Source organism: Promicromonospora sp. MS192 (genome assembly GCF_049532985.1).
Taxonomy (GTDB): domain Bacteria; phylum Actinomycetota; class Actinomycetes; order Actinomycetales; family Cellulomonadaceae; genus Promicromonospora.
Genome location: NZ_CP186693.1, coordinates 5285004 through 5306606 on the forward strand (window position 1 = coordinate 5285004; position 21603 = coordinate 5306606).

Here is a 21603-nt window from a genome sequence, read left to right on the forward strand (position 1 = left end):
GAAGGTTCCACGCCCCCATCTCAGCCGACGAAGCCCTCCAGCTCCGTCGTCGGCACCTTGCGGCCGGACCGGATCAGCTCTTCCACGCGCTCCATCTGCTCCCAGACGTTGACGGCCATGCCCGCGACGACCTGGCCGTCGACGCGCCAGAACGCCACGAACTCGCGCTTGCCGGCGTCCCCGGAGACCACCACGTCGTCGTACCCGGCCCGGACGTCCACCCAGCCGGTGTACTCCATGCCGACGTCGTACTGGTCGCTGTAGAAGTACGGCAGCTTGTCGTACGGGTCGGCGGCACCGAGCATCGCCTTGCCGGCATGGGTGCCGGTCTCCTGGGCGATCGCCCAGTGCTCCACGCGCAGCGGGCGCCCGTAGTGCGGCGACGGGATGCTCGCGATGTCGCCGCCGGCGAAGACGTCGGGGTGGGAGGTGGCCAGCGTGCCGTCCACGGCGACCCCGCCGCCGAGCGCGGCGTCCCGCAGATCCAGGCCCGCAGCCTCGGCCAGCCCGATGTTCGGCGTGACGCCCACGCCGACCACGACGACGTCCGCGCCCAGGTGGGTGCCGTCGGAGAGGTCGACGCCGGTCACGCGGCCGTCGGCGCCCCGCAGGCCGGTGACGGACACACCGCGCTGCAACCGGACGCCGTGCTCGGTGTGGACGCCAGCGTAGAAGTCGCTCATCTCGGTGCCCAGCACCCGGCCGAGCGGGTGTGTGCCCCGGCCCACGACGGTGACGTCCAGGCCGAGGGTCCGCGCGGACGCTGCCACCTCCAGCCCGATCCACCCGTCGCCGATCACGACGAGCCGGCCCACGCCCTCCAGCGAGGCCTCCAGCAGCTGGGCGGAGATGCGGTCGGAGTCGTCGATCGTGCGCAGGTAGTGCACGCCGGCGAGATCGCTCCCCGGCACGCTCAGCGTGCGCGGCGTCGACCCCGGGGCGAGGAGGGCCTTCGCGAAGGTGAGGGTGGCGCCGTCGGACAGGGTGAGGGTGCGGCTCGCGGGGTCGAGGCCCACGGCGGTCTCGCCCGTGCGGACGTCGACGCCGTGCTCGTCGTACCAGGCCTCCTCCAGCGGGAAGACGGCGTCGCGCTCCGCCTCGCCGCGCAGGTAGTCCTTGCTCAGCGGCGGGCGCTCGTAGGGGTGGTGGGGCTCGGTGGTGACGACCACCAGGTCGCCGTCGTATCCCTCGGCGCGCAGTACCTCCGCGGCGCGGGCAGTGGTCAGGCCGCCGCCGACCAGAACGAACGGATCCATCAGTGCCTCCCGGAACAGGGTGTGGGCTCCAGTCTTGCACCGGGGGCCGGGAGATGCGGGTGTGTCCCCCGGGCGGCCCGCGGCACCGGTCCCGGGAGATGGCGAAAGGCCCTCCGACTCAGCATTTCTGCTGGTCAGAGGGCCTTTCACATGGTCGGGGTGACAGGATTTGAACCTGCGACCTCTTCGTCCCGAACGAAGCGCGCTACCAAGCTGCGCCACACCCCGATGGAGCCCACCGCACGTCAGGCACGAAGCCCGTCCGCGGAAGCCTGCTCAGAATAGCCGACGCATGGCCCGGAACGGAAACCGAATGCGGAGTGGGTCCGATCACTCCCGTTCCGGGCCACGCCTGCGGGCATCAGACCAGCTCGACGACGAGCTCCACCTCGACCGGCGCGTCCAGCGGAAGGACCGCCACGCCGACGGCGGAGCGCGCGTGCAGGCCGGCGTCGCCGAAGATCTCGCCGAGCACCGTGGAGGCGCCGTTGATCACACCGGGCTGTCCGGTGAACGACGGGTCGCTCGCGACGAAGCCGACGACCTTGACGATCCGGGAGACGGCGTCGAGGGAGCCGGTGACCGACCGGACGGCGGCCAGCGCGTTGAGGGCGCAGATGCGGGCGTAGCCCGCGGCGTCGTCGGGGGAGACCAGGCCCTCGCCCTCGCCCACCTTGCCGGTGGCGGCCAGGGTGCCCGCGGTGAAGGGGAGCTGGCCGGAGGTGTAGACGTGGCGGCCCGTCTGTACGGCCGGCACGTAGGCCGCGACCGGGGCCGCGACCTCGGGGAGCGTGATGCCCAGCTCGGCGAGGCGCTGCTCGTGGCTCATGCGTCACCGCCCGTGGGCCGCTTCAGGTAGGCGACGAGCCCGGTGCCGTCGGGTCCGGGGACCACCTGCACGAGCTCCCAGCCGTCCGAGCCCCACTGGTCGAGGATCGCCTTGGTGTTGTGAATGAGGAGGGGGATCGTCGCGTACTCCCACTTCGTTGCCATGCCGTGATGTTAGCCCGCTCCGGGCCCCGGCGATTCCGCACGAGACCTGCACACCGCGGGCCGCCCCTTTCGGCGTGCCCTGTCAGGGACACCCCGTAACCTGGGCGCATGGCCATGGCTAACCCTCGCGAGCCGCGCCGGATCACTCGGACCATCCCAGCGGCCCAGCTCATCGGACTCCTCCTCGCCTTCGTGCTCACCGCCGGTGCCGGCGGTGTGATCGCTGCCGGTCTGGTGATCCCGCTCGCCTCGGGCGTGGACACCGCGGTGGACACGGGCGTCGAGGTGTTCAACGAGGTGCCGGACGAGATGGTCCCCGGGCCGCTGTCCGAGCAGTCCGTGATCTACGCGAGCGACAACAAGACCAAGCTGGCCACGTTCTACGCCCAGAACCGCATCGTCGTGCCGCTCGACAAGGTGGCCGACAACATGAAGCACGCCGTCATCGCCATCGAGGACGAGCGCTTCTACACGCACGGCGGAGTGGACCCCGAGGGCATCTCGCGCGCCGCGGTGCAGAACTTCGGCGGGGGCGACACACAGGGTGCCTCGACGCTCACGCAGCAGTACGTGAAGAACGTGCTCATCGAGGAGGCGGTGCGCGACAACGACGCGTTCGGCGTCCTGGAGGCGAGCGAGAGCTCGCTGACGCGCAAGCTCCGCGAGGCCAAGCTGGCGATCGCGCTCGAGAAGAAGATGTCCAAGGACGAGATCCTCCAGGGCTACCTCAACATCGCGCAGTTCGGCCGCAGCGTCTACGGCGTCGAGACGGCGGCGCAGTACTACTTCAACAAGTCGTCGAGCAAGCTGTCGGTGGTCGAGGCGGCCACCATCGCCGGCATCACCAAGTCGCCGAGCGCGTTCGACCCGGTCGCCAACCCGGAGGAGGCGGAGGTCCGCCGCAACCTGGTGATCGGCAAGATGTGGCAGCTCGGCTACATCACGACCGACGAGCGCGACGAGGCGATGGCGACGCCGCTGGCCGACACCCTCGACGTCCAGCCCCTCGAGGTGGGCTGCGACGCGGCGCAGGGCGCGGCGTTCTTCTGCGACTACGTCATCAAGGAGGTCATGGCGAGCCCCGAGTTCGGGAAGACCCGCGAGGACCGCTACGACCTGCTCTACCGCGGCGGCCTGCGGATCGTGACGACGCTCGACATGAAGATGCAGCGGGCGGCCGAGAAGACCGTGGTCGAGGGTGTGCCGGGGGACAACGCGTACGGGCTGGAGGCGGCCGTGACGTCCGTGGTGCCGGGTACCGGCGAGATCCGGGCCATGGCGCAGAACGTCCCGTACGACGCGACGTCGAACCCCGCGGCGGGTACGACCGCGCAGAACTACTCGGCGGACTACAACCACGGCAACTCGCGCGGTTTTCCGGTGGGGTCGAACTTCAAGCCGTTCGTGCTGGCCGAGTGGCTGCGCAGCGGACATCAGCTCTACGACTCGGTGAGCGCCGGCCCCTACGCGCCGTACCAGACGGAGTTCACGGCCGACGGCTGCGTGGCCAACCTCCCCCACACGCAGTGGGAGGTGGGTAACGTGGAGGGCTCGACGTCCGGCAACATCAGCGTGCTCCAGGGCACGTTCCAGTCGCTGAACACCGTCTACGCGCGCATGTCGCAGCAGATCAACCTGTGCGACCTCCAGAAGACGGCGTGGGACGTCGGTTTCCGGCCGATGACGTCGGGCCTGACCTACGAGGGTGAGGGCACGTTCCGGACGATCGACGAGCCGCAGCAGAAGGACATCGACGTCTTCCCGTCGATGACGCTCGGTACCCAGGCCTCGACGCCGCTCAACCAGGCCGCCGCCTACGCCACCTTCGCCTCGGGCGGGACCTACTGCGAGCCCATCGCGATCCTCGAGGTCAAGGACCACGAGGGCAAGAAGATGAAGGTGCCGTCGGCCAACTGCAAGCAGACCCTGGAGCCGAATGTCGCCAACACGGTGGCCTACGCCATGACCAAGGTCTTCAGCACGAGCCCGTGGGGCACGGCCTGGTCGATCGCGCCCGGTCTCGCCGACGGTCGGCAGGTGGCGGGCAAGACCGGTACCACCAACGGCGCCACCCAGAGCTGGTTCACCGGGTACACGCCCGAGCTGTCCACCTCCGTGTGGGTGGGTGAGGCCAGCGGCGAGGTCGAGCACATGAACGTCATCCTGCCGTCGACCACCTGGTACAACGCCTCGGCCAAGGTGGGCCCGCTGTACGGCGGAACCGCCGCGGCGCCCACGTGGCGCCGGTACATGGACCAGGCCATGGTGGGCCTGCCGACGACGCCGTTCCCCGCAGCCGACCCGAACCTCGTGGGCAAGAAGCCGGCTGCCCCGAAGCCGGACAAGAGCGACGACGGTGGTGACTCCGACGGCGGTGGTGGTGACTCCGACGGCGGCGACTCCGGCGACGGCGGAGGCGACACCGGCGGTCCGGGCGGTGGCCCGGGCGGTCCGGGCGGCGGCGACCGCGGCGGGGACGACTGATCCGGATGGGCACGCTGGGTAACGTCGGCAAGGCGCTCGGGATCGCCGGGGGCCTCGCCGTCGCCGGGTTGGCCTATGCGCACCTGGAGACCAAGCTGTTCCGCGTGCGCCGGGTGACGGTGCCGCTGCTGCCGCCGGGGCAGCGGCCGATCCGGGTGCTGCAGGTGTCCGACCTGCACCTCACGCCGAGCCAGCACACCAAGCAGGCGTGGGTGCGGTCGCTCGCCGAGCTCGAACCCGACCTCGTCATCAACACGGGCGACAACTTCGGGCACCCGCAGGCGCTGGCGCCGCTGCTCGACGTCCTGGGCCGGCTGATGGACGTGCCGGGCGCGTTCGTCATGGGGTCGAACGACTACTACGCGCCGACGTTCAAGAACCCGGCCCGGTACCTGCTCCGGGACGCCCGGGTGGACCGTGACGACAAGGTGGAGCTCCCTTCCGGTTCGCTCGCCAAGGCGTTCACGGAGGCCGGCTGGGTAGACCTCGACAACGGTCGCGGTCTCGTCGAGCTGCGCGACGGGCGCACCGTGGGGCTGGTGGGGATGGACGACCCGCACCTCGACCGCGACGTCATGCCGGAGCCCGGCCGCGTGCCGGGCGAGGAGGACGCGGTGCTGCGCCTCGGCGTCGTGCACGCGCCCTACCAGCGCGTGCTGAACCAGCTCAAGGACGACGGCGTGGACGCGATCATCGCGGGGCACACGCACGGCGGGCAGCTCTGCCTGCCGTACTACGGCGCGCTCGTGACGAACTGCGACCTGGACCGCGGTCGGGCCTCGGGCCTGCACGGCTGGCCGGGGCCGCGCCCCGACCGCGAGGGCGGCGAGGACTCGACGTGGCTGCACGTCTCGGCGGGAGCCGGGACGTCCCCGTACGCCCAGGTGCGGTTCGCGTGCCGGCCGGAGGCGACGCTGATGACGCTGACGGCGCGGGGTGTGTGAACAGCGTCCCTTTCTTACGCGGTGACCGTCCGTCGGAGGTCCGTGATCGGCAAAAGGTCAGGTGGTCGGCAACCCGAGTTGCCGACCACCTGACCTTTTGCCGATCACGGGCTCCGTCAGATCAGCGCGCCCGCCGCTCCAGCCGGTCAAGGTCCAGCAGCACCACAGCCCGCCCCTCGCGCCGGACCCAGCCGCGGGTCGCGAAGTCGGCCAGCGCCTTGTTCACGGTCTCGCGCGAGGCGCCGACGAGCTGTGCCAGCTCCTCCTGCGTGAGGTCGTGCGCCACGCGGATGCCGTCGTCGTTGGGCTCGCCGAAGCGGGTCGAGAGGTCGAGCAGCGCCTTGGCCACGCGGCCCGGGACGTCGGAGAAGACGAGGTCCGCCAGCGTCTCGTTGGTGCGGCGCAGCCGGCGTGCCAGCGCACCCAGGAGCTGGGTGGCGACACCGGGGTGGTCCGCGATCCACCGCACGAGGGACTCGTGCCGCAGCTCGTAGACCACGGAGTCCGACACGGAGGACGCCGACGCCGTGCGGGGGCCCGGGTCGAACAGGGACAGCTCACCGAACATCTCGCCCGGGCCGAGGATCGACAGCAGGTTCTCGCGGCCGTCGCTCGACCGGCGCCCCAGCTTGATCTTGCCCTGCGCGATGACGTACAGGCGGTCGCCCGGTTCGCCCTCGCGGAAGAGCACGTCACCCCGGACCAGCTCCACGGGCACCATGGACTCGAAGAGCGCGCGTGTCTCATCGCCTTCCATGTCCGCGAAGAGGGGGGCAGAGAGTACGACTTCGTCGTCCACCAGTGGTGTCCTCACGTGTCGGGGACTTTCGTCCATCAGTCTTTTCCACCTCTCAGTCTGCCTCAATGTCACGAGATTGCCGGGTCATCGGTCTCTCTCGTGGCGTCCGCGTGGCGTGCAGGCCCGACGCGATCGTCCGCCTCGTGCGGGATGTCGGCTTTTGCCCAGTGCGAAGTAGGACGCCCGTCCAATAATCCTAGGGGTGTCACCTGGGAGTACGGAACGGGCGCCCTACCTGACGGTTCAGGGAACCTCGCGCTGCTCCGGTCCGACGTACTCGCACACCGGCCGGATCAGCGAGTTCGCGGCCCGCTGCTCCATGACGTGCGCCGTCCACCCGGTGATCCGGGAGGCCACGAACAGCGGGGTGAAGATGTTCGTGTCGAACCCGATCAGGTGGTACGCCGGCCCGGCGGGGTAGTCCAGGTTCGGCTTGATGTTCTTGCGGCTGACCATGGCGTTCTCGAGCGTGTCGTACAGGGCGATCACCTCGGTGTCGCCGTAGTGCTCGGCGAGGTCACCGAGCACGGCGCGCATGGTCGGCACGCGGGAGTCGCCGTTCTTGTAGACCCGGTGGCCGAACCCCATGATCTTCTTCTTGTTCGCCAGCGCGTCCTCGAGCCACGCCTCCGCCCGGTCCGCCGAGCCGATCTCCTCGAACGTGGCCTGCACGGCCTCGTTCGCGCCGCCGTGCAGCGGGCCCTTGAGGGCGCCGATGGCGCCCGTCACGGCCGAGTGCAGGTCGGCGAGCGTCGAGGTGATGACGCGCGCGGTGAACGTGGACGCGTTGAACGAGTGCTCCGCGTAGAGCACCATCGACGCCTCGAAGGCCTGCACGACGGCAGGTTCCTTCTCCTCGCCGAACGTCATCCACAGGAAGTTGGCGGAGTAGCCCAGGTCCTCGCGGGGGTGCACGATCTCCTGGCCCCGGCGGCGGCGCTGGTCGAGGGCGACGACGGCGGGCAGGACCGCCCACAGCCGCAGCGCCTTGGCGAGCTCCGCCTCGGGCGAGGAGTCCTCGGCCTGCGGGTCGTGGGCGCCCAGGATCGACACCGCGGTGCGGCACACGTCCATGGGGTGGCAGTCGGTGGGCAGCTCCAGGATCGCGTCCCGGATGTTGTCCGGCAGCTCGCGGTGCACCCGCTCGACGGCGGTCTGCTCGGCGAGCTGCGCGGCCGTCGGCAGCTCGCCGTGCCACAGCAGGTAGGCGACCTCCTCGAAGGACTTCTTCGCGGCCAGCTCCTGCACGGGGTAGCCCCGGTACAGCAGCGAGTTGGTCTCCGGGTTGACCTTCGAGATAGCCGACGTGTCGGCGACGACGCCGGCCAGACCCTTCCGGATCTCGGTGGTCTCAGGCATTGGCACTCCTTCGTGTCCTGGCATGACGAGGTCAGGGCTGGTAGGTGAAGACGTTCGAGTCGAAGTGGTTGTAGGCGGCGTAGTCGTTCAGCTCGTAGAGCCGCGCGCGGGTCTGCATCTGCGGCACCAGGTCCGCCTGCGTGCCCGACGCCGCGATCTGGTCCAGCGCGCGCTCGGCGGCGCCCATCGCGATGCGGAGCAGGGTGACGGGGTAGATGACGAGCCGGGCGCCGGCGTCCTGGAGCTGCTGCGTGGTGAAGAGCTCGGACTTGCCGAACTCCGTCATGTTGGCCAGCACCGGCACGTCGAGGGCCGAGGCGACGGCCTCGAACTCCGCGAGATCCTTCATCGCCTCGGGGAAGATCGCGTCCGCCCCGGCGTCGACCAGGGCCTTGGCGCGGTCGATCGCGAGCCGGAGCCCGCGCTCGCCCGGTTCCGTGCCGCGCACGTCGGTGCGCGCCATGATCAGGAAGTCGGGGTCGCGGCGGCCGTCGACGGCGGCCCGGATGCGCCGGACGGCGTCGCCGAGCCCGACCACCTCCTTGCCGTCGAGGTGACCGCACCGCTTGGGGTTGACCTGGTCCTCGATGTGGATGCCGACCACCCCGGCGTCCTCCATGGTCTGGACCGTGCGGGCCACGTTCATGGGCTCGCCGAACCCGGTGTCGGCGTCGGCCAGCACGGGCAGGTCGGTGACGCGGGCGATCTGCGCGGCGCGGCCGGCCACCTCGGTGAGGGTGGTGAGACCGATGTCGGGCAGGCCCAGGTCGGCGGAGAGGACCGCACCGGAGACGTAGACGCCGTCGAACCCCTTGTCCTGGATGAGCGTGGCGCTCAGGGGGTTGAAGGCGCCCGGCAGGCGCAGGATCTCCGGGCCGGCGAGGGCCTCGCGGAAGGCGCGGCGCTTCGCGGCCGGGGTGAGGTGGGAGTAGAGCATCAGGCACGCCCCAGCTCGAACAGGCCCGTCGGGGCCGCGACGGCGTCCAGGACGCCGGGGGCGGCGACGATCGTGAGCTCGCGGACCTCGGCGGGCGTGAGCTCGGGCAGCCGCTCGGCCAGGCCGAGGAAGCGGTCGATCTCGGCGTCGGTCAGGACGCCCGCGGCCAGCGTGCGGAACTTGGCCACGTAGTTCGCCCGGGCGAACGGGCGGGCGCCCAGCGGGTGGGCGTCGGCGACGGCGATCTCGCGCGTGACCACCTCACCCGAGGTCAGCGCGATCTCGACGCGGCCCCCGAACGCCTTCTCCGCGGGGTCGGCCGAGTGGTAGCGACGTGTCCACTCCGGGTCCTCGGCGGTGGTGACCTTGCGCCACAGCTCCACGGTGTCCGGGCGCTGGGCCCGTGACGGGGCGTAGGAGTCCACGTGGTGCCAGCCGCCGTCCTGCAGCGCGACGGTGAAGATGTACGGCACCGAGTGGTCGAGCGTCTCTCGCGACGCGGTCGGGTCGTACTTCTGCGGGTCGTTCGCGCCCGAGCCGATCACGTGGTGGGTGTGGTGGCTGGTGTGCAGGACGATCGAGGCGATGTTCGCGGGGTCGCGCAGCTCCGGGCGCTCGGCGCCCAGGGCACGGGCCATGTCGATGATCGCCTGCGCCTGGTACTCCGCGGAGTGCTCCTTGGTGTACGTGTCGAGGATGCCGGTGCGCGGCTCGCCGGGCGCGGGCAGCACCACGTCGTAGGCGGCGTCCGGCCCGTCCAGGAGCCAGGCGACCACGCCGTCCTCGCCCTCGTAGATGGGCTCGGGGGAGGTCTGACCGCGCATCGCGCGGTCCACGGCCTCGACCGCGAGCTTGCCCGCGAAGGCCGGCGCGTGCGCCTTCCACGTGGAGATCTGGCCCTTGCGGCTCTGCCGCGTGGCGGTGGTGGTGTGCAGGGCCTGGCCGATCGCCTGGAACACCGTCTCGGTGTCCAGCCCCAGCAGTGTGCCGATGCCGGCCGCCGCCGACGGGCCGAGGTGCGCCACGTGGTCGATCTTGTGCTTGTGCAGGCTGATCGCGCGGACCAGGTCCACCTGGATCTCGTAGCCGGTCACGATGCCCCGGACCAGCTCGGCGCCGGTGCGGCCCGCGTGCTGGGCCACGGCCAGGACCGGCGGGATGTTGTCGCCCGGGTGGGAGTACTCGGCGGCGAGGAAGGTGTCGTGGAAGTCGAGCTCGCGGACGGCGACGCCGTTGGCCCATGCCGCCCACTCGGGGCTGCTCGTGGCCTCCGGGGCCAGGCCGAAGACCGTGGAGCCGGGCGTGTACGGGTGCGCCTGGGCCTGCGACCGGGCCGCGACGGCGGGGCCGCGCGTGAGGCTGGCCGCCGCGACCGCGGCGTTGTCGATCACGCGGTTGATCACCATGTCGGTGACCTCGGCCGTGGGCTCGACGGTGTCGGTGGCGAGCTCCGCGAGCTTCCAGGCGAGCTGGTCGGTGCGCTCGAGCGGCTCGGCGGACGGGTAGACGCGCAGGTGGTGCGTGTACGGCATGGTGACTCTTCCTCGATTCACAGGGACCGTCGTGAGGTCCGGGGCGCCCTTGACCTTCTCATACTCCGCGTCCTAGGTACACGTGGCCATCCGCCGGGGGCGAGCGCGGCGGCCGATTCCCACCGGACGGTGTCAGTGGCGGTCGCTAGTGTGACGACGTGACCACCACCAGGAACGAGCCCGAGAGCAGGCTGGCGCTCGTGCGCCGGGCCCGGCGCATCAACCGCGTGCTGGGGGAGACCTACCCGGACGCCCGGGCGGAGCTCGACTTCACCACGCCGCTGGAGCTGCTGGTCGCGACCGTGCTCAGCGCCCAGACCACCGACGTCCGGGTCAACCAGACCACGCCGGAGCTCTTCGTCATGTACCCCGACGCCCGGGCGTACGCGGAGGCGAACCCGGAGGAGCTCGAGGAGATCCTGCGCCCGCTCGGCTTCTTCCGGGCCAAGTCGCGGGCCGTGATCGGCCTGGGCAAGGCGCTCGTCGAACGGTTCGACGGCGAGGTCCCCGGCCGCCTGAAGGACCTGGTGACCCTGCCCGGCGTGGGCCGCAAGACGGCGAACGTGGTGCTCGGCAACGCCTTCGGGGTCCCCGGGATCACCGTGGACACCCACTTCGGCAGGCTGGCCCGGCGCCTGGGCTTCACCACGGAGGAGGACCCGGTCAAGGTCGAGGCCGAGGTCGGGGAGCTGTTCCCCAAGAAGGACTGGACCATGCTCAGCCACCACCTCGTGTGGCACGGCCGGCGCGTCTGCCTGGCCCGCACGCCGGCGTGCGGGGCGTGCAGCATCGCGCACCTGTGCCCGTCGTACGGGGCGGGGGAGACGGACCCCGACAAGGCCGCCGCCCTGGTGCGGCCCGCGCCGGAGCGCCCGGCGTCGGCGGGCCTGCCGCTCGTCGTGGCGGCGCCGAAGCGCGCTACACCGGCACAGGGCTGACGCGGGCCAGCCAGTCCAGCAGGATCCCGCTGACCCGGTCCGGCGCCTCCTCGGGGAGAAAGTGGCCGGCGTCCGGGATCAGCTCGAAGCGCAGGTCACGGGCGAAGGCGAGCGCGTCGAGGTCGGCCCGCTCGGGGCGGACGAAGCCGTCGCGTCCGCCCTGGAGCTGCAGGGCGGGCACGTCGAGCGGCCGGCGGAGCGCGACACCGAAGCGCCGGCCGTCCATCCGGGGCGTCGACCGCACGGCCCACCGCATCGCCTCGGCGGCCGAGTGAGCGGCGAACGGGATGCGCATGGCGTTCCGGTACCGGTCGACGACGTCGTCCGGCAGCGGTGTGGCCGCGCCGAGCGCGAGGGTGCGCTCCACCAGGTCGCCCCGGGTCAGTGCCCGCTCCGGCAGCGTGGGCACCTGCAGGTACGCCAGCTCGCGGAGGGCCGCCGTGGTGTACGCCGCCCGGCTGCGCAGCCGCACACGGGCGGGGTGGGGGCTCGCCAGCACCGCGACGGCCGACGTCGTGCCGGGGTGCAGGGCGGCCACGGCCCAGGCGAGCGCACCACCCGTGCCGTGGCCCACGACCACCGCCCGCTCACGGCCGAGCGAGCGGATGACGCCGGCGACGTCCGCCGCGCGCGGCGGCATCCCGTAGCCCGACGGCGGCTTGTCCGAGGCGCCCGCGCCGCGCACGTCCATCGCGGCGACGCGGTAGCCGGCATCGGCCAGGGCGGGGATCTGGGCGCGCCAGGCCCACCAGAACTGGGGGTACCCGTGCAGCAGGAGCACCAGGGGCGCCGTGCGGTGGTCCGGCCCGGCGACAGCCACGTGGAACCGGGAGCCGCCGGACGAGACGAACTCGTGCTGCCACGGGCCGTCGACCAGCGCGCACGTGTAGTCGCTGGTGGCTGCCGTGCGTACGGCCGGCCGGGCCGAGAGTGCGGTCACGGGTACGAACCTACGCGCTCGGTCCCCGGTCCGCGCGGCACCCCGGCGCAGGTTCCCGCGGACCATGTGCTCGGCGTCCCGGCGTGTCAGCCGGCCCTCAGGGGCCGGTCTGCGCGACCCGGCGTCCCGTCGAACCCGCGCTCGGGTCGTCCGTGGCTCTCGGGCCGGGGGCCGGGGTGGCGGACGTCGTCCCGGCGCCGGCGTCGGTGCCCGGGACCGTGCCGGCCTCGGGCCGCGCCGGCTCGGCGAGCTCCTCGTTCGCGCGCTGCTCCTTGGGCGGGTCGAAGCGGTAGCCGACGTTGCGCACCGTGCCGATGAGCTGCTCGTGCTCCGGCCCGAGCTTGGCGCGCAGGCGCCGCACGTGGACGTCCACGGTACGGGTGCCGCCGTAGTAGTCGTAGCCCCAGACCTCCTGCAGCAGCTGGGCGCGCGTGAACACGCGGCCGGGGTGCTGCACCAGGTACTTGAGGAGCTCGAACTCCTTGTAGGTCAGGTCGATCGGGCGGCCGCGCAGCCGTGCCGTGTACCCGCCCGCGTCGATCGCGAGCTCGCCCGCGGAGATCTCCTGCTGGGACTCCTCGGCGGGGCCGCGCGCGGAACGCTCCACGACGAGGCGCAGGCGGGCCTCGACCTCGGCGGGCGACGCGGACTCCAGCAGCAGGTCGTCGGCGCCCCACTCGTGGGTCACGACCGTGAGGCCGCCCTCGGTGAGGATCAGCACGAGCGGCACCGTGAGACCCGTCGCGTGCAGCAGCCGGCACGTGGTCCGGGCGGCGACCAGGTCCCGCCGGGCGTCGAGCAGGACGACGTCCGCATCCGGGGCGTCGACCAGCGCCGACGGCTCCATCGGGAGCACCCGCACCCGATGCGACAGCAGCCCCAGTGCGGGCAGTACCTCGGCCGACCCGCCGGTGACGGGCGTGAGGATCAACAGCTCTGCCATTGACGCACCTCCTCTCGGAACCGGCGCCTTGCAACCGTCCCTGGCTCGGGTCCCGCGGGTAGCGAGACGTCCCGTCGCGTCCAACTGGCTCTGCGGAAGTCTGCCCTGTTGCTTGTTGCGTGCATGTTACACGTCCTTTTCCTGGCCACCACCATGCTGGTCAGGACCCGTGACGCTCGCATGACGCGGGTGTTGCCGGCCTCCCGCAGGCCCGGTAACTGGCGGCCCGGCGGGTTCGGGCGACCGAAATTGAGGGAACGGGCACAGACTCTGGAAAACTCATGGTCGTGTCCGTCTCCACCCGGGCCGTGACGACCGCCGCGCTCGCGGCCCTCGTCGCCGCCGCGTCCTACGTACAGCCCCGGCCGTTGCCCCTCGCGGCCGCCGTCGTGGTCCTGGTGGTCCTCGTGGCGCTGGGCTGGCCCTCGTTGCTGCGGCTGCCCGCGCCGGGAAGCACCCGCGTGGTCGTGGCGCTCTGCGGCATCGGCGGCGCGGCCGTCACCTACGTGACGCCGGGCGAGCCCGTGCTGCGGCACCTGCCGACGGTGCTGGCCGGTGCGGTCGTGCTCGCGTTCGTGGCGCAGATGCTGCGCCGCGACGGCAGGCCCCAGCTCACGGAGTCCGTCTCGGGCACCGTGGCGGGGGTGGTGGCCGCGATCGCGGCCTCCGGCTGGATCGCGGCCGCCCGGTCGGACGCCGGGGCCGCGCTGGTGGTGACGAGCGCGGTCGCGCTGGCGGTGGCCGCCGCCGTGTCCGCGCTGCCCGTGCGGGGCTGGGTGGCGCTGGCGATCTCCGCCGTCGCCGCCGTGCTCGTGGGTGGCGCGGCCGGGACCCTGCTGCCGAACATCGACACCGTGAGCGGGCTGTGGTGCGGCCTCGTCGCGGGGCTCACCGTCGGGGCGCTGCACCTGCTGCTGGAGCGCCTGCCTGCCCGCGGTGCACGGCTGGCCGGGATCTCGGCGAGCGCGCTGCCCGTGGTGGTGTGCGGGATCCTGGTGTTCGTCGTGGGGCGCATGGTCATCCTGTGAGGTGACCACGGCGCCGTCGGACAGGGCGGGACAGGGTGGGCGCGCCCCGGTCAGGACTGGCGGATCATCTCGCCGGCGATCTCGATCCGGACCTTCTTGGCGACCAGGACGCCGCCGGCCTCCAGAGCGACGTTCCAGAGGAGCCCCCACTCCTCGCGCTCGATCTCGCAGCTCCCGTGGAAGCCGAAGATGTCCTGCCCGTAGGGGTCGTGGCCCACGCCGCCGAACTCGCAGTCGAGCGTGACCGGGCGCGTGACGCCGCGCACGGTGAGCTGGCCGTCCATCAGGAACTTGGTGAACGAGCCGTCGGGCTGCAGCGGGTCGTGGGGGCGACGGCCCACGGTGCCGGCCTTGAGGCGGGCCCAGGAGAAGATCGGGTCGACCTCGGCCTGCATGCGGAAGCCGGTGCTGTGGAACTCGATGGTCGGGTGGTTCTCGACGTCCAGGAAGTCCGCGCTCTTCAGGTGGGTGTCCCGGTCCGCCACATGGGTGTCGATCGATTCCGCCTGGATGGTGCAGGTCACGCGGGACGCCAGCGGGTCCTCTCCGACCTCGACGGTGGCCTCGCCCTCGGCGAACTCACCCCGCACCGGGCTGACCATCATGTGCATGGCGAGGAAGCCGAGCCGCTTGTGGTTCTGGTCGAGTGCGTACACCCCGGCCGCTGGGATGGTAATTCCATTCCAGGTGCGAGTTGGCAAAACTTCCATCGTAGCATTTTCTCCCATATATGCGGATGCATGCACGTTACCACCGCGACGTCAGGGTGTTGGGTGATATTTCGGCACACGAAATCCAGGTGCGGCAGGGGGTCCGGTCAAGGAAAGCACGTGGGCGGGTGCGCGAGAAGACGGATCGACCGCACTGTGACGGGCGTCATCACAGGCGCAGACTTGTCTGGACGAGCAAGTCACGGCATCGTGGGTTAAATGCTGGGACAGGTGATTGCGCTGGTCGTGCTCGTGCTGGGCACCGCGGCGCTCGGAGTGTGGTGGTCGGCACGTCAGGGTGCCGTGCGCGCTCCCCGGGAGACGCCGGCCGGGATCGACTGGGCGGCCTCCGGGATCGCGCTCGAGGACCGCGTGACCTTCGTGCAGTTCTCGGCCGAGGTGTGTGCCGCGTGCCGGTCCACCGCCCGTGTCCTGGGCGGTCTGACCGGGGCGGGTTCCGGCGTCGGCCATCGTGAGGTGCTGGTGGACGACCACCTCGACCTCGTGCGCACCCTCGGTGTGCTCCGCACCCCGACGGTCCTCGTGGTCGACGGCGGAGGCCGCGAGGTGGCCCGGATGAGCGGCGTCGTGTCCGACACCCAGGCCCGGCAGGCGCTCAACCGGGTCCCGGCCGCGGTGGCCGAAGCTGACGGAGAAGGGCAGTCATGACCATGAGCAAGGGAATGATCGATCCGCGCGGGCCGCGCGTGGGGGCCAGCATCACCGCGGTGCTGCTGGCCGCGGTGGTGCTGCTCGGTGCGAGCCCGGCCGGGCTGTGGCTGCTCGTGTTCATCATGCTGAGCTTCCTGCTCGGCACGCTGCGCGGGGCCGAGGGCACGTGGCAGGGCTTCGTCTACAAGCGGTTCGTCCGCCCGCGCCTGGGGCCGCCCGCGGAGATGGAGGACCGGCGCCCGCCGCGGTTCGCGCAGGGCATCGGCCTCTTCGTCACCGCGGTCGGCGTGATCCTCGGCGCGTTCGGGGTGCTTCCCGCCGTGCCGATCGCGGCGGCCGTGGCCTTCGTCGCCGCCGCGCTCAACGCCGTCATCGGCCTGTGCCTGGGCTGCGAGCTCTACCTGCTGATGCGCCGGTCGGGCCTCGTCCGGGCGTGATCCTGGGCTCGGCGCCCGGGCACCGTCAGTAGACGAGCGCCTGGGCGCCGTCACGGAGGATCTCCTCCGTGAACAGGGCGGAGCCCGCGATGCGGACGCCGGGCAGCACGTCGGCCTCGGTGATGTCGCGGCGCGCCGCGCACTGGGTGCAGAGGGTGACGGTACCCGCGGCCAGGATCACGTCCAGCAGGTCGGGCAGCGGCGTCGCGTGATCGAGCGCGAGGTCCGCCGCGCGCCCGGGCAGCGCGAACCAGGCCGACTCCCCGGTGAGCCAGAGGCTCACCTCGGCCCCGGACGCGACCGCGGCGGCGGCGACGGTGAATGCCTGGTTGGTGGCCTCGGGCCGGTCCAGGCCTGCAGTGGTCTTGATCACGAGCTGGCGCATGCCGCCGACTGTAAGCCGTGGCCGGTTAGGATCAAGAACATGTCGATCCATGCCCTCGAGATCATCTTCACCGGCCTCATCGTCGCGGTCGCCGTGGCGGTCGCCTGGTTCGCCGGCTACGTCGTCTACAAGCTGTACACCGGCCAGCGCTGATGACGTTCACGTTCCCGGACGGTCTGTCGCCCGAGGTGTACCCGCTGGCCTGGCTGGTCGGCCGGTGGCGCGGCGAGGGTGTGATCGAGTACCCGACCGTCGGCAAGAAGACCTTCGTGCAGGACCTCGTCTTCGACCACGACGGCGGCCCCTACCTGCGGTTCGAGTCCACGCTGCGCGTGCTCGACGGCGCCGTGCCGGACGCCCTGCCGGCCGACGGCGAGTGGCCGGCCCCCGTGCCGGACCCGACCGAGGCGTCCGAGACCGCCCAGGCCCCCGAGGCGGCCGAGGTCGGCGAGGCGGGCACCGTCTGGTCCACCGAGACCGGCTACTGGCGGGTCTCCACCGACCGGCCGGACGGGATCGAGGACGACAAGCACGCGCTCGAGGTGCTCGTCGCCGACGCCTCCGGGCGCATCACCGTCTATGTCGGCGCCGCGGGCAACGGCCGGATCGACCTGGCGTCGGACGCGATCGCGCGGACGTCGACGGCGGCCGAGGTGCGCGCGTCGAAGCGGCTGTACGGCCTGGTGCAGGGCCGGCTGCTGTGGGTCGAGGAGCTCGCCGCGTTCGGTGAGCCGCTGCGCTCCTACGCCTCCGCGGAGCTGGACCGCCAGTAGGTACCCGCGGGCGGGAATGACTCGCCCGCCCACGACGCTGCACCTGAGGTGAGCATGGACAGCACGGACTACCAGAGCCCCCTGTTGAGCCGGCACGGCGCGGTCGCCGCGGCCGGGCCGGACGCGGGCGTCGCCTGGCACTACGGCGACCCGACCGCCGAGCAGCGTGCGCTGTCCCGCGGGGGCGCCGTGGTCGACCAGTCGCACCTCGGCGTCGTGCGCGTCGCCGGCCCGGACCGCCTGAGCTGGCTGCACTCGATCACCTCGCAGCAGCTCGAGGGCCTGCTGCCCCGGACCAGCACCGAGCTGCTCGTCCTGTCGCCGCAGGGCCACGTCGAGCACGCGGCTGGCGTGGTGGACGACGGCGAGGCCACGTGGCTCGTCACCGAGCGCGCGTCGGCGCCGGGCCTGACCGCCTGGCTGGACCGTATGCGGTTCACGCTGCGCGTCGAGGTCGCGGACGTGACCGGCGAGTGGGCGGCGATCGGCGAGCCGGTGGCCGCCGAGGGCGCCGAGGGTGAGCCCCTGACGTGGCACGACGCCTGGCCGCACGTGGTCGGCGGCGGAACGCGCTACGGCCCGGCCGAGACCGCGCACCCGGGCGCGGACCGTCCCTGGCGCCTCGTGCTCGTGCCGCGCGCGGACCTGGAGTCCGAGGTCGCGGCGCGGGAGGCGGCGGGCTGGCCGCTCGTCGGTACCTGGGCCACCGAGGCCCTCCGGGTCGAGGCCTGGCGCCCGCGGCTCGCGCGCGAGGTCGACGGCCGCACCATCCCGCACGAGCTGGACTGGCTGCGCACCGCCGTGCACATCAACAAGGGCTGCTACCGCGGGCAGGAGACCGTCGCACGCGTGCACAACCTGGGCCGGCCGCCGCGCCGCCTCGTGATGCTGCACCTCGACGGGTCGCAGCACCTGCTCCCGGAGCCGGGCGCCGAGGTGCGCCTGCCGGCGTCGGACGGCGGGGCGGGCAAGGTGGTCGGGACGCTCACCTCGATGGCGCGGCACCACGAGCTGGGCCCCATCGGCCTCGCGGTGCTCAAGCGGAACGTCCCGGAGGAGGCGGAGCTGGTGGTCGCCGGCGAGGTCTCCGGCCAGCCGATCGAGGTGACGGCGGCCCAGGAGACGATCGTCCCGGGCGACGGCCTGTCGCCCGACCGCCCGGAGGCGCACGGCCCCCTGACCCCGGGCCTCCGCGCCCCCTCCAGCCTCCTCTGACCACCGGCCCCCGTTGAGTGCGGGATCTTCGCCCTTCTGGCACACAGAAAAGGGCGAAGATCCCGCACTCAACTGATGTCAGGGGTGAATGGGAGGATGCGTTCGTGAGCAACCTGCCCGGGGCGGCCGACGAGATGTGGGACAAGGCCATGCGCACGCTGATGCTGCGCACCCGCTTGCGGCAGGGCTGGACCCGGGCCCGCGCGAGCCTGATCCCGATCGCGCAGGCGTCGCTCGCCGCGGGCATCGCCTACCTGGTGGCGCGGTACCTGCTCGGGCACGAGCAGCCGTTCTTCGCGCCGGTCGCGGCATGGGTGCTCCTCGGTTTCACCGCGCAGCGGGACGTGCGGCGGGTGTCCGAGATGGCGGTGGGCGTGGCCGTCGGGGTCGCGATCGGTGACCTGATCGTGCACCTCATCGGGTCCGGCTGGTGGCAGCTCAGCCTGGTGCTCTTCCTCTCCGCGGTCGCGGCACGGTTCATCGACCGGGGCGCGCTCCTGGTCACGCAGGCCGGCGTGCAGGCGATCATCGTGGTGGGCCTGCCGTCGGTGTCGGGCGGGCCCCTCGGCCGGTGGACCGACGCCCTGACGGGCGGCGCCGTCGCCCTGCTCGTCGCGCTGCTCACTCCGGGGGACACCCGGCGGCGGCCCCGGGCGCTCGCCGAGCAGGCCGTGACCGAGCTGGCCGAGACCCTGGAGACGCTCGCCCGCGGCCTGCGGTCCCGCGACGTGGACGACGTCGGCGCCGCGCTCGTGCGGGGCCGCGCCTCCGAGCCGGTGCTCGCGGAGTGGCAGGAGGCGGCGCGCGGGGCCCGCGAGCTGGCGCGGATCTCCGTGGGGCGGGTGCATCGCGGCGAGCTGGCGCGCCTGGAGGGCCAGGCGGTGCTCGTGGACCGGACCATGCGTTCGGTGCGGGTCCTGGCCCGCCGCGTGCTGCCGGTGATCCAGGGCGACCACGATGTCGAGCCGGTCGCGGGGCTGGTCGAGGGTTTCGCGACGGGGGTGCGGCAGCTCGCGTCCGACGTCGGCTCCGGCGGCGACGGTTCGCGCGGACGGGAGGCGCTGGCCGCCGTCGCGGCGAGGGTGGACCCGCGGACCGTGGGTGAGGGCGACTGGCAGGTGCAGTCGCTGGTGATGCTGCTGCGCTCGCCCGTGGTGGACGCGCTGGAGGCGGCGGGGGTCACCCCGGGCGAGGCGCGCGAGGCGCTGCCGGAGCTGTAGCTCGACCGTCCACAGGTTGGGGACAACAGCTCGTCGTCATCAGGTGCGGGGTGTGACGGCCGCGGTGTTCCTCGCGGTCGGGTTCGCCGTGAGCTGGCTCTGGGCGCTGCTCGCCGTGCCGCCGGGGCCGGCCGGCATGTCCGCCCGGGCACGTGCCGTCCGACCAGGGAATCCGTCACCTCCGTGCCGTAGGCTCGTCCCGTGTTCGGAGCACTCCAACAGTTCGTCTTCATCGTGCTGGGCGTCATCGTCTTCGCGGTCCAGGTGGTCGCCCTGGTCGACGCGATCCGTCGCCCTGCCCACGCCTACCGGTCCGAGGGCAAGCTCTCCAAGCCGATCTGGCTCGTGATCCTCGGCGCCGCGGCCGTCTTCGGCCTGCTCGGCCTGCCGCCGAGCTACATCACGGCGGGCTCGTTCCTCAACGTGATCGCCGTGGTCCCGGCCATCGTCTACTGGGCCGACGTGCGGCCGCGCCTCCAGCCGTACGGCACCGGCAACAAGCCGCGCGGCCCGCAGGGCGGATGGTGACCGCCGAGGCGGCCACCGGCCGGATGGCGCCGGCGCCCCGGACCGGTGGCACGGCGTCGGGCAGCGTGCTCGACGACGCCGCACCGCTGGCCGAGGTGATCCGCGGCGACCTCGTCGAGTCGGTGCACCTGGGGCACCTCGTGGTGCTCGACCCGGCGGGGCGGCCCGTGCTCCAGGTCGGCAACCCGACCACGCCGGTCTGGCCCCGTTCCTCGCTCAAGCCGGTGCAGCTCCTCGCGATGCTGCGCGCAGGCCTGGAGCTGCCGGACCGTCTGCTGGCGCTCGCGTCCGCGAGCCACAACGGCGAGCGTTTCCACCTGGAGGGTGTGCTGCAGATCCTCGGCTCCGTGGGCCTGGGGATCGACGCGCTGCAGAACACGCCCGACCTGCCGCTCCACCCGCCGGCCGCGCTGGAGTGGCACATGGCGCCGCTGGCCGGCGGACCCGGGCCGGCGTCGCTCACGCAGAACTGCTCGGGCAAGCACGCGGCGATGCTGGCGACCTGCCTCGCCCAGGGGTGGGACATCGAGACGTACCTGTCGCCCGAGCACCCGCTGCAGCGCGCCGTGCGCAGCACCGTCCTGGAGACGACGGGCGACGCCGAGGTGGTCATGCGCACCACGGTCGACGGCTGCGGAGCGCCCCTGTTCTCCACGACCCTGCTGGGTCTGGCGCGGGCCTTCTCGCTGCTGGGCGCGGCGCCGACGCAGGACGTCCGCTCGCACGAGGCGCGGGTGGCCCGCGCGATCTCCGCGCACCCCGACATGGTGGGCGGCACCGGCCGCGACGTCACTCTCGCCATGCAGGCCGTCCCGGGCCTGGTGGCCAAGGACGGCGCGGAGGGTGTCTATGCCGCGGGGCTGCCCGACGGCTCCGCCCTGGCGTTCAAGGTGCTCGACGGTTCCGCCCGGGCCCGCCCCGTGATCCTCGCCGCGGCGCTGCGGGCGGCGGGCGCGGCGGGCCTGCCCGGCGTCTACCCCGGAGGGCTCGACGCGCTCGGCCGGGTGCCCGTGCTGGGCGGCGGCCGCCCGGTGGGCGAGGTGCGCGCGGTCTTCGCCGGCGCGTACGGGGAGGTGCGGCGATGAGGGCCGTGCTGCAGCGCGTCACCCGCGCGTCGGTGGTGGTCGACGGCGAGGTGGTCGGCGCGATCGACAAGCCCGGCATCCTCGCGCTGGTCGGCGTCACCCACGACGACGGCCCGGCCCAGGTCGAGACCATCGCGCGCAAGATCGCCGACCTGCGGATCCTGCACGACGAGCAGTCGGTGGCCGACGTCGGCGCGCCGGTGCTCGTCGTCAGCCAGTTCACCCTCTACGGCGACGCCCGCAAGGGGCGCCGCCCCACGTGGAACCAGGCGGCGCCGGGGCCGGTCGCCGAACCGCTCGTCGACGCCGTCGTGGCCGCGCTGCGGGAGCGCGGCCTGACGGTCGAGACCGGCCGGTTCGGCGCCGACATGCAGGTCGAGCTGACGGGCGACGGGCCGGTGACCATACTGCTGGAGGCGTGACGC

At 72.5% G+C, this 21603-nt stretch carries 22 protein-coding genes, 1 tRNA gene and 1 pseudogene; 12 read left to right on the plus strand and 12 right to left on the minus strand.

All coding sequences use genetic code 11. The annotated features are described in order from the left end of the window. Nucleotides 1-20 precede the first annotated feature (20 nt). The 4 genes from ACO229_RS23670 to ACO229_RS23685 form a co-directional block, all read right to left on the minus strand. Entirely contained in the window at nt 21-1256 is a 1236-nt protein-coding gene (locus ACO229_RS23670) for an NAD(P)/FAD-dependent oxidoreductase (RefSeq protein ID WP_423462976.1), read from the minus strand. Nucleotides 1257-1407: 151 nt separating this feature from the next. Further along, nucleotides 1408-1484: transfer RNA gene (locus ACO229_RS23675), tRNA-Pro, on the minus strand. 133 nt (nt 1485-1617) lie between these two features. Further along, nucleotides 1618-2085, minus strand: a complete 468-nt coding sequence (locus tag ACO229_RS23680; RefSeq protein ID WP_397413264.1) for a RidA family protein — start codon at nt 2083-2085, stop codon at nt 1618-1620. Then, nucleotides 2082-2249: a DUF4177 domain-containing protein gene (locus ACO229_RS23685; protein ID WP_020017885.1), complete on the minus strand. Its 168-nt coding sequence runs from the start codon at nt 2247-2249 to the stop codon at nt 2082-2084. Before ACO229_RS23685 ends, ACO229_RS23680 begins: the two co-directional genes overlap by 4 nt. A 108-nt stretch (nt 2250-2357) precedes the next feature. Between ACO229_RS23685 and ACO229_RS23690 the strand changes: the two genes are divergently transcribed. After that, a complete protein-coding gene (locus ACO229_RS23690; protein ID WP_397432228.1) occupies nt 2358-4733 on the plus strand; it encodes a transglycosylase domain-containing protein in 2376 nt (791 codons plus the stop codon). Nucleotides 4734-4738: 5 nt separating this feature from the next. Next, nucleotides 4739-5677 carry a metallophosphoesterase gene (locus ACO229_RS23695; RefSeq protein ID WP_423462977.1) on the plus strand — a complete coding sequence of 313 codons (939 nt, stop codon included), beginning with the start codon at nt 4739-4741 and terminating at the stop codon, nt 5675-5677. A 121-nt stretch (nt 5678-5798) separates the two neighbouring features. Here ACO229_RS23695 and ACO229_RS23700 read toward each other — a convergent pair whose 3' ends face one another. From ACO229_RS23700 to ACO229_RS23715, 4 genes are all read right to left on the minus strand, one after another. Then, nucleotides 5799-6476, minus strand: coding sequence for a Crp/Fnr family transcriptional regulator (locus tag ACO229_RS23700; RefSeq protein ID WP_397413274.1), 678 nt, complete (start codon nt 6474-6476; stop codon nt 5799-5801). Between the two features lie 243 nt (nt 6477-6719). Next, nucleotides 6720-7835, minus strand: coding sequence for a bifunctional 2-methylcitrate synthase/citrate synthase (locus tag ACO229_RS23705; protein ID WP_397432232.1), 1116 nt, complete (start codon nt 7833-7835; stop codon nt 6720-6722). A 31-nt stretch (nt 7836-7866) separates the two neighbouring features. Then, complete coding sequence (gene prpB, locus ACO229_RS23710; protein WP_423462978.1) at nt 7867-8772, minus strand: methylisocitrate lyase; 906 nt, start codon at nt 8770-8772, stop codon at nt 7867-7869. After that, complete coding sequence (locus ACO229_RS23715) at nt 8772-10304, minus strand: MmgE/PrpD family protein (protein WP_423462979.1); 1533 nt, start codon at nt 10302-10304, stop codon at nt 8772-8774. The genes prpB and ACO229_RS23715 overlap by 1 nt, the downstream gene beginning before the upstream one ends. A 158-nt stretch (nt 10305-10462) precedes the next feature. Between ACO229_RS23715 and nth the strand changes: the two genes are divergently transcribed. Continuing rightward, nucleotides 10463-11242: an endonuclease III gene (nth, locus tag ACO229_RS23720; protein ID WP_423462980.1), complete on the plus strand. Its 780-nt coding sequence runs from the start codon at nt 10463-10465 to the stop codon at nt 11240-11242. Here the strand turns inward: nth and ACO229_RS23725 are convergent. Then, nucleotides 11223-12182 carry an alpha/beta fold hydrolase gene (locus ACO229_RS23725; protein WP_397413279.1) on the minus strand — a complete coding sequence of 320 codons (960 nt, stop codon included), beginning with the start codon at nt 12180-12182 and terminating at the stop codon, nt 11223-11225. The two genes, nth and ACO229_RS23725, sit on opposite strands and share 20 nt — an antisense overlap. A gap of 235 nt (nt 12183-12417) precedes the next feature. Beyond that, a pseudogene (locus ACO229_RS23730) lies at nt 12418-13125 on the minus strand (winged helix-turn-helix transcriptional regulator); the annotation flags it as partial. A 281-nt stretch (nt 13126-13406) separates the two neighbouring features. Here ACO229_RS23730 and ACO229_RS23735 point away from each other — a divergent pair. Continuing rightward, nucleotides 13407-14153 (plus strand): hypothetical protein, encoded by a 747-nt coding sequence (locus ACO229_RS23735; protein WP_397413280.1) that lies wholly within the window; start codon nt 13407-13409, stop codon nt 14151-14153. Between the two features lie 50 nt (nt 14154-14203). Here ACO229_RS23735 and ACO229_RS23740 read toward each other — a convergent pair whose 3' ends face one another. After that, nucleotides 14204-14809, minus strand: a complete 606-nt coding sequence (locus ACO229_RS23740) for a YceI family protein (RefSeq protein WP_397432237.1) — start codon at nt 14807-14809, stop codon at nt 14204-14206. 273 nt (nt 14810-15082) lie between these two features. On the opposite strand from ACO229_RS23740, the gene ACO229_RS23745 reads away from it, so the two are divergent. Together ACO229_RS23745 and ACO229_RS23750 are read left to right on the plus strand one after the other, a co-directional pair. After that, nucleotides 15083-15532, plus strand: coding sequence for a thioredoxin family protein (locus ACO229_RS23745; RefSeq protein ID WP_397413282.1), 450 nt, complete (start codon nt 15083-15085; stop codon nt 15530-15532). Beyond that, on the plus strand, nt 15529-15972 hold the full coding sequence (locus ACO229_RS23750) for a DUF4395 domain-containing protein (protein WP_397413283.1): 444 nt from the start codon (nt 15529-15531) through the stop codon (nt 15970-15972). Before ACO229_RS23745 ends, ACO229_RS23750 begins: the two co-directional genes overlap by 4 nt. Nucleotides 15973-15997: 25 nt before the next feature. On the opposite strand, the gene ACO229_RS23755 is transcribed toward ACO229_RS23750, so the two are convergent. Further along, entirely contained in the window at nt 15998-16357 is a 360-nt protein-coding gene (locus ACO229_RS23755; RefSeq protein ID WP_397413284.1) for a DsrE family protein, read from the minus strand. 152 nt (nt 16358-16509) lie between these two features. Here ACO229_RS23755 and ACO229_RS23760 point away from each other — a divergent pair, with 152 nt between their 5' ends. The 6 genes from ACO229_RS23760 to dtd all read left to right on the plus strand — a co-directional run bounded on the left by ACO229_RS23760 (nt 16510) and on the right by dtd (nt 21600). Beyond that, nucleotides 16510-17130: an FABP family protein gene (locus ACO229_RS23760; protein WP_397413285.1), complete on the plus strand. Its 621-nt coding sequence runs from the start codon at nt 16510-16512 to the stop codon at nt 17128-17130. 54 nt (nt 17131-17184) lie between these two features. Then, nucleotides 17185-18345: a YgfZ/GcvT domain-containing protein gene (locus tag ACO229_RS23765; RefSeq protein WP_423462981.1), complete on the plus strand. Its 1161-nt coding sequence runs from the start codon at nt 17185-17187 to the stop codon at nt 18343-18345. 104 nt (nt 18346-18449) lie between these two features. Continuing rightward, complete coding sequence (locus tag ACO229_RS23770; RefSeq protein ID WP_423462982.1) at nt 18450-19565, plus strand: FUSC family protein; 1116 nt, start codon at nt 18450-18452, stop codon at nt 19563-19565. A gap of 201 nt (nt 19566-19766) precedes the next feature. Further along, on the plus strand, nt 19767-20093 hold the full coding sequence (locus tag ACO229_RS23775; protein WP_397413289.1) for a DUF2516 family protein: 327 nt from the start codon (nt 19767-19769) through the stop codon (nt 20091-20093). Nucleotides 20094-20116: 23 nt separating this feature from the next. After that, on the plus strand, nt 20117-21178 hold the full coding sequence (locus tag ACO229_RS23780) for an asparaginase (RefSeq protein ID WP_423465339.1): 1062 nt from the start codon (nt 20117-20119) through the stop codon (nt 21176-21178). Beyond that, nucleotides 21175-21600, plus strand: a complete 426-nt coding sequence (gene dtd, locus ACO229_RS23785) for a D-aminoacyl-tRNA deacylase (RefSeq protein WP_423462983.1) — start codon at nt 21175-21177, stop codon at nt 21598-21600. Before ACO229_RS23780 ends, dtd begins: the two co-directional genes overlap by 4 nt. Nucleotides 21601-21603 lie beyond the last annotated feature (3 nt).

Coding starts and splice junctions, on each gene's coding strand:
- ACO229_RS23670 (WP_423462976.1), bottom strand. CDS start 1,256: ATGGATCCGTTCGTTCTGGTCGGCGGCGGCCTGACCACTGCCCGCGCC.
- ACO229_RS23680 (WP_397413264.1), bottom strand. CDS start 2,085: ATGAGCCACGAGCAGCGCCTCGCCGAGCTGGGCATCACGCTCCCCGAG.
- ACO229_RS23685 (WP_020017885.1), bottom strand. CDS start 2,249: ATGGCAACGAAGTGGGAGTACGCGACGATCCCCCTCCTCATTCACAAC.
- ACO229_RS23690 (WP_397432228.1), top strand. CDS start 2,358: ATGGCCATGGCTAACCCTCGCGAGCCGCGCCGGATCACTCGGACCATC.
- ACO229_RS23695 (WP_423462977.1), top strand. CDS start 4,739: ATGGGCACGCTGGGTAACGTCGGCAAGGCGCTCGGGATCGCCGGGGGC.
- ACO229_RS23705 (WP_397432232.1), bottom strand. CDS start 7,835: ATGCCTGAGACCACCGAGATCCGGAAGGGTCTGGCCGGCGTCGTCGCC.
- prpB (WP_423462978.1), bottom strand. CDS start 8,772: ATGCTCTACTCCCACCTCACCCCGGCCGCGAAGCGCCGCGCCTTCCGC.
- ACO229_RS23715 (WP_423462979.1), bottom strand. CDS start 10,304: ATGCCGTACACGCACCACCTGCGCGTCTACCCGTCCGCCGAGCCGCTC.
- ACO229_RS23735 (WP_397413280.1), top strand. CDS start 13,407: ATGGTCGTGTCCGTCTCCACCCGGGCCGTGACGACCGCCGCGCTCGCG.
- ACO229_RS23745 (WP_397413282.1), top strand. CDS start 15,083: ATGCTGGGACAGGTGATTGCGCTGGTCGTGCTCGTGCTGGGCACCGCG.
- ACO229_RS23750 (WP_397413283.1), top strand. CDS start 15,529: ATGACCATGAGCAAGGGAATGATCGATCCGCGCGGGCCGCGCGTGGGG.
- ACO229_RS23755 (WP_397413284.1), bottom strand. CDS start 16,357: ATGCGCCAGCTCGTGATCAAGACCACTGCAGGCCTGGACCGGCCCGAG.
- ACO229_RS23760 (WP_397413285.1), top strand. CDS start 16,510: ATGACGTTCACGTTCCCGGACGGTCTGTCGCCCGAGGTGTACCCGCTG.
- ACO229_RS23765 (WP_423462981.1), top strand. CDS start 17,185: ATGGACAGCACGGACTACCAGAGCCCCCTGTTGAGCCGGCACGGCGCG.
- ACO229_RS23780 (WP_423465339.1), top strand. CDS start 20,117: ATGGCGCCGGCGCCCCGGACCGGTGGCACGGCGTCGGGCAGCGTGCTC.
- dtd (WP_423462983.1), top strand. CDS start 21,175: ATGAGGGCCGTGCTGCAGCGCGTCACCCGCGCGTCGGTGGTGGTCGAC.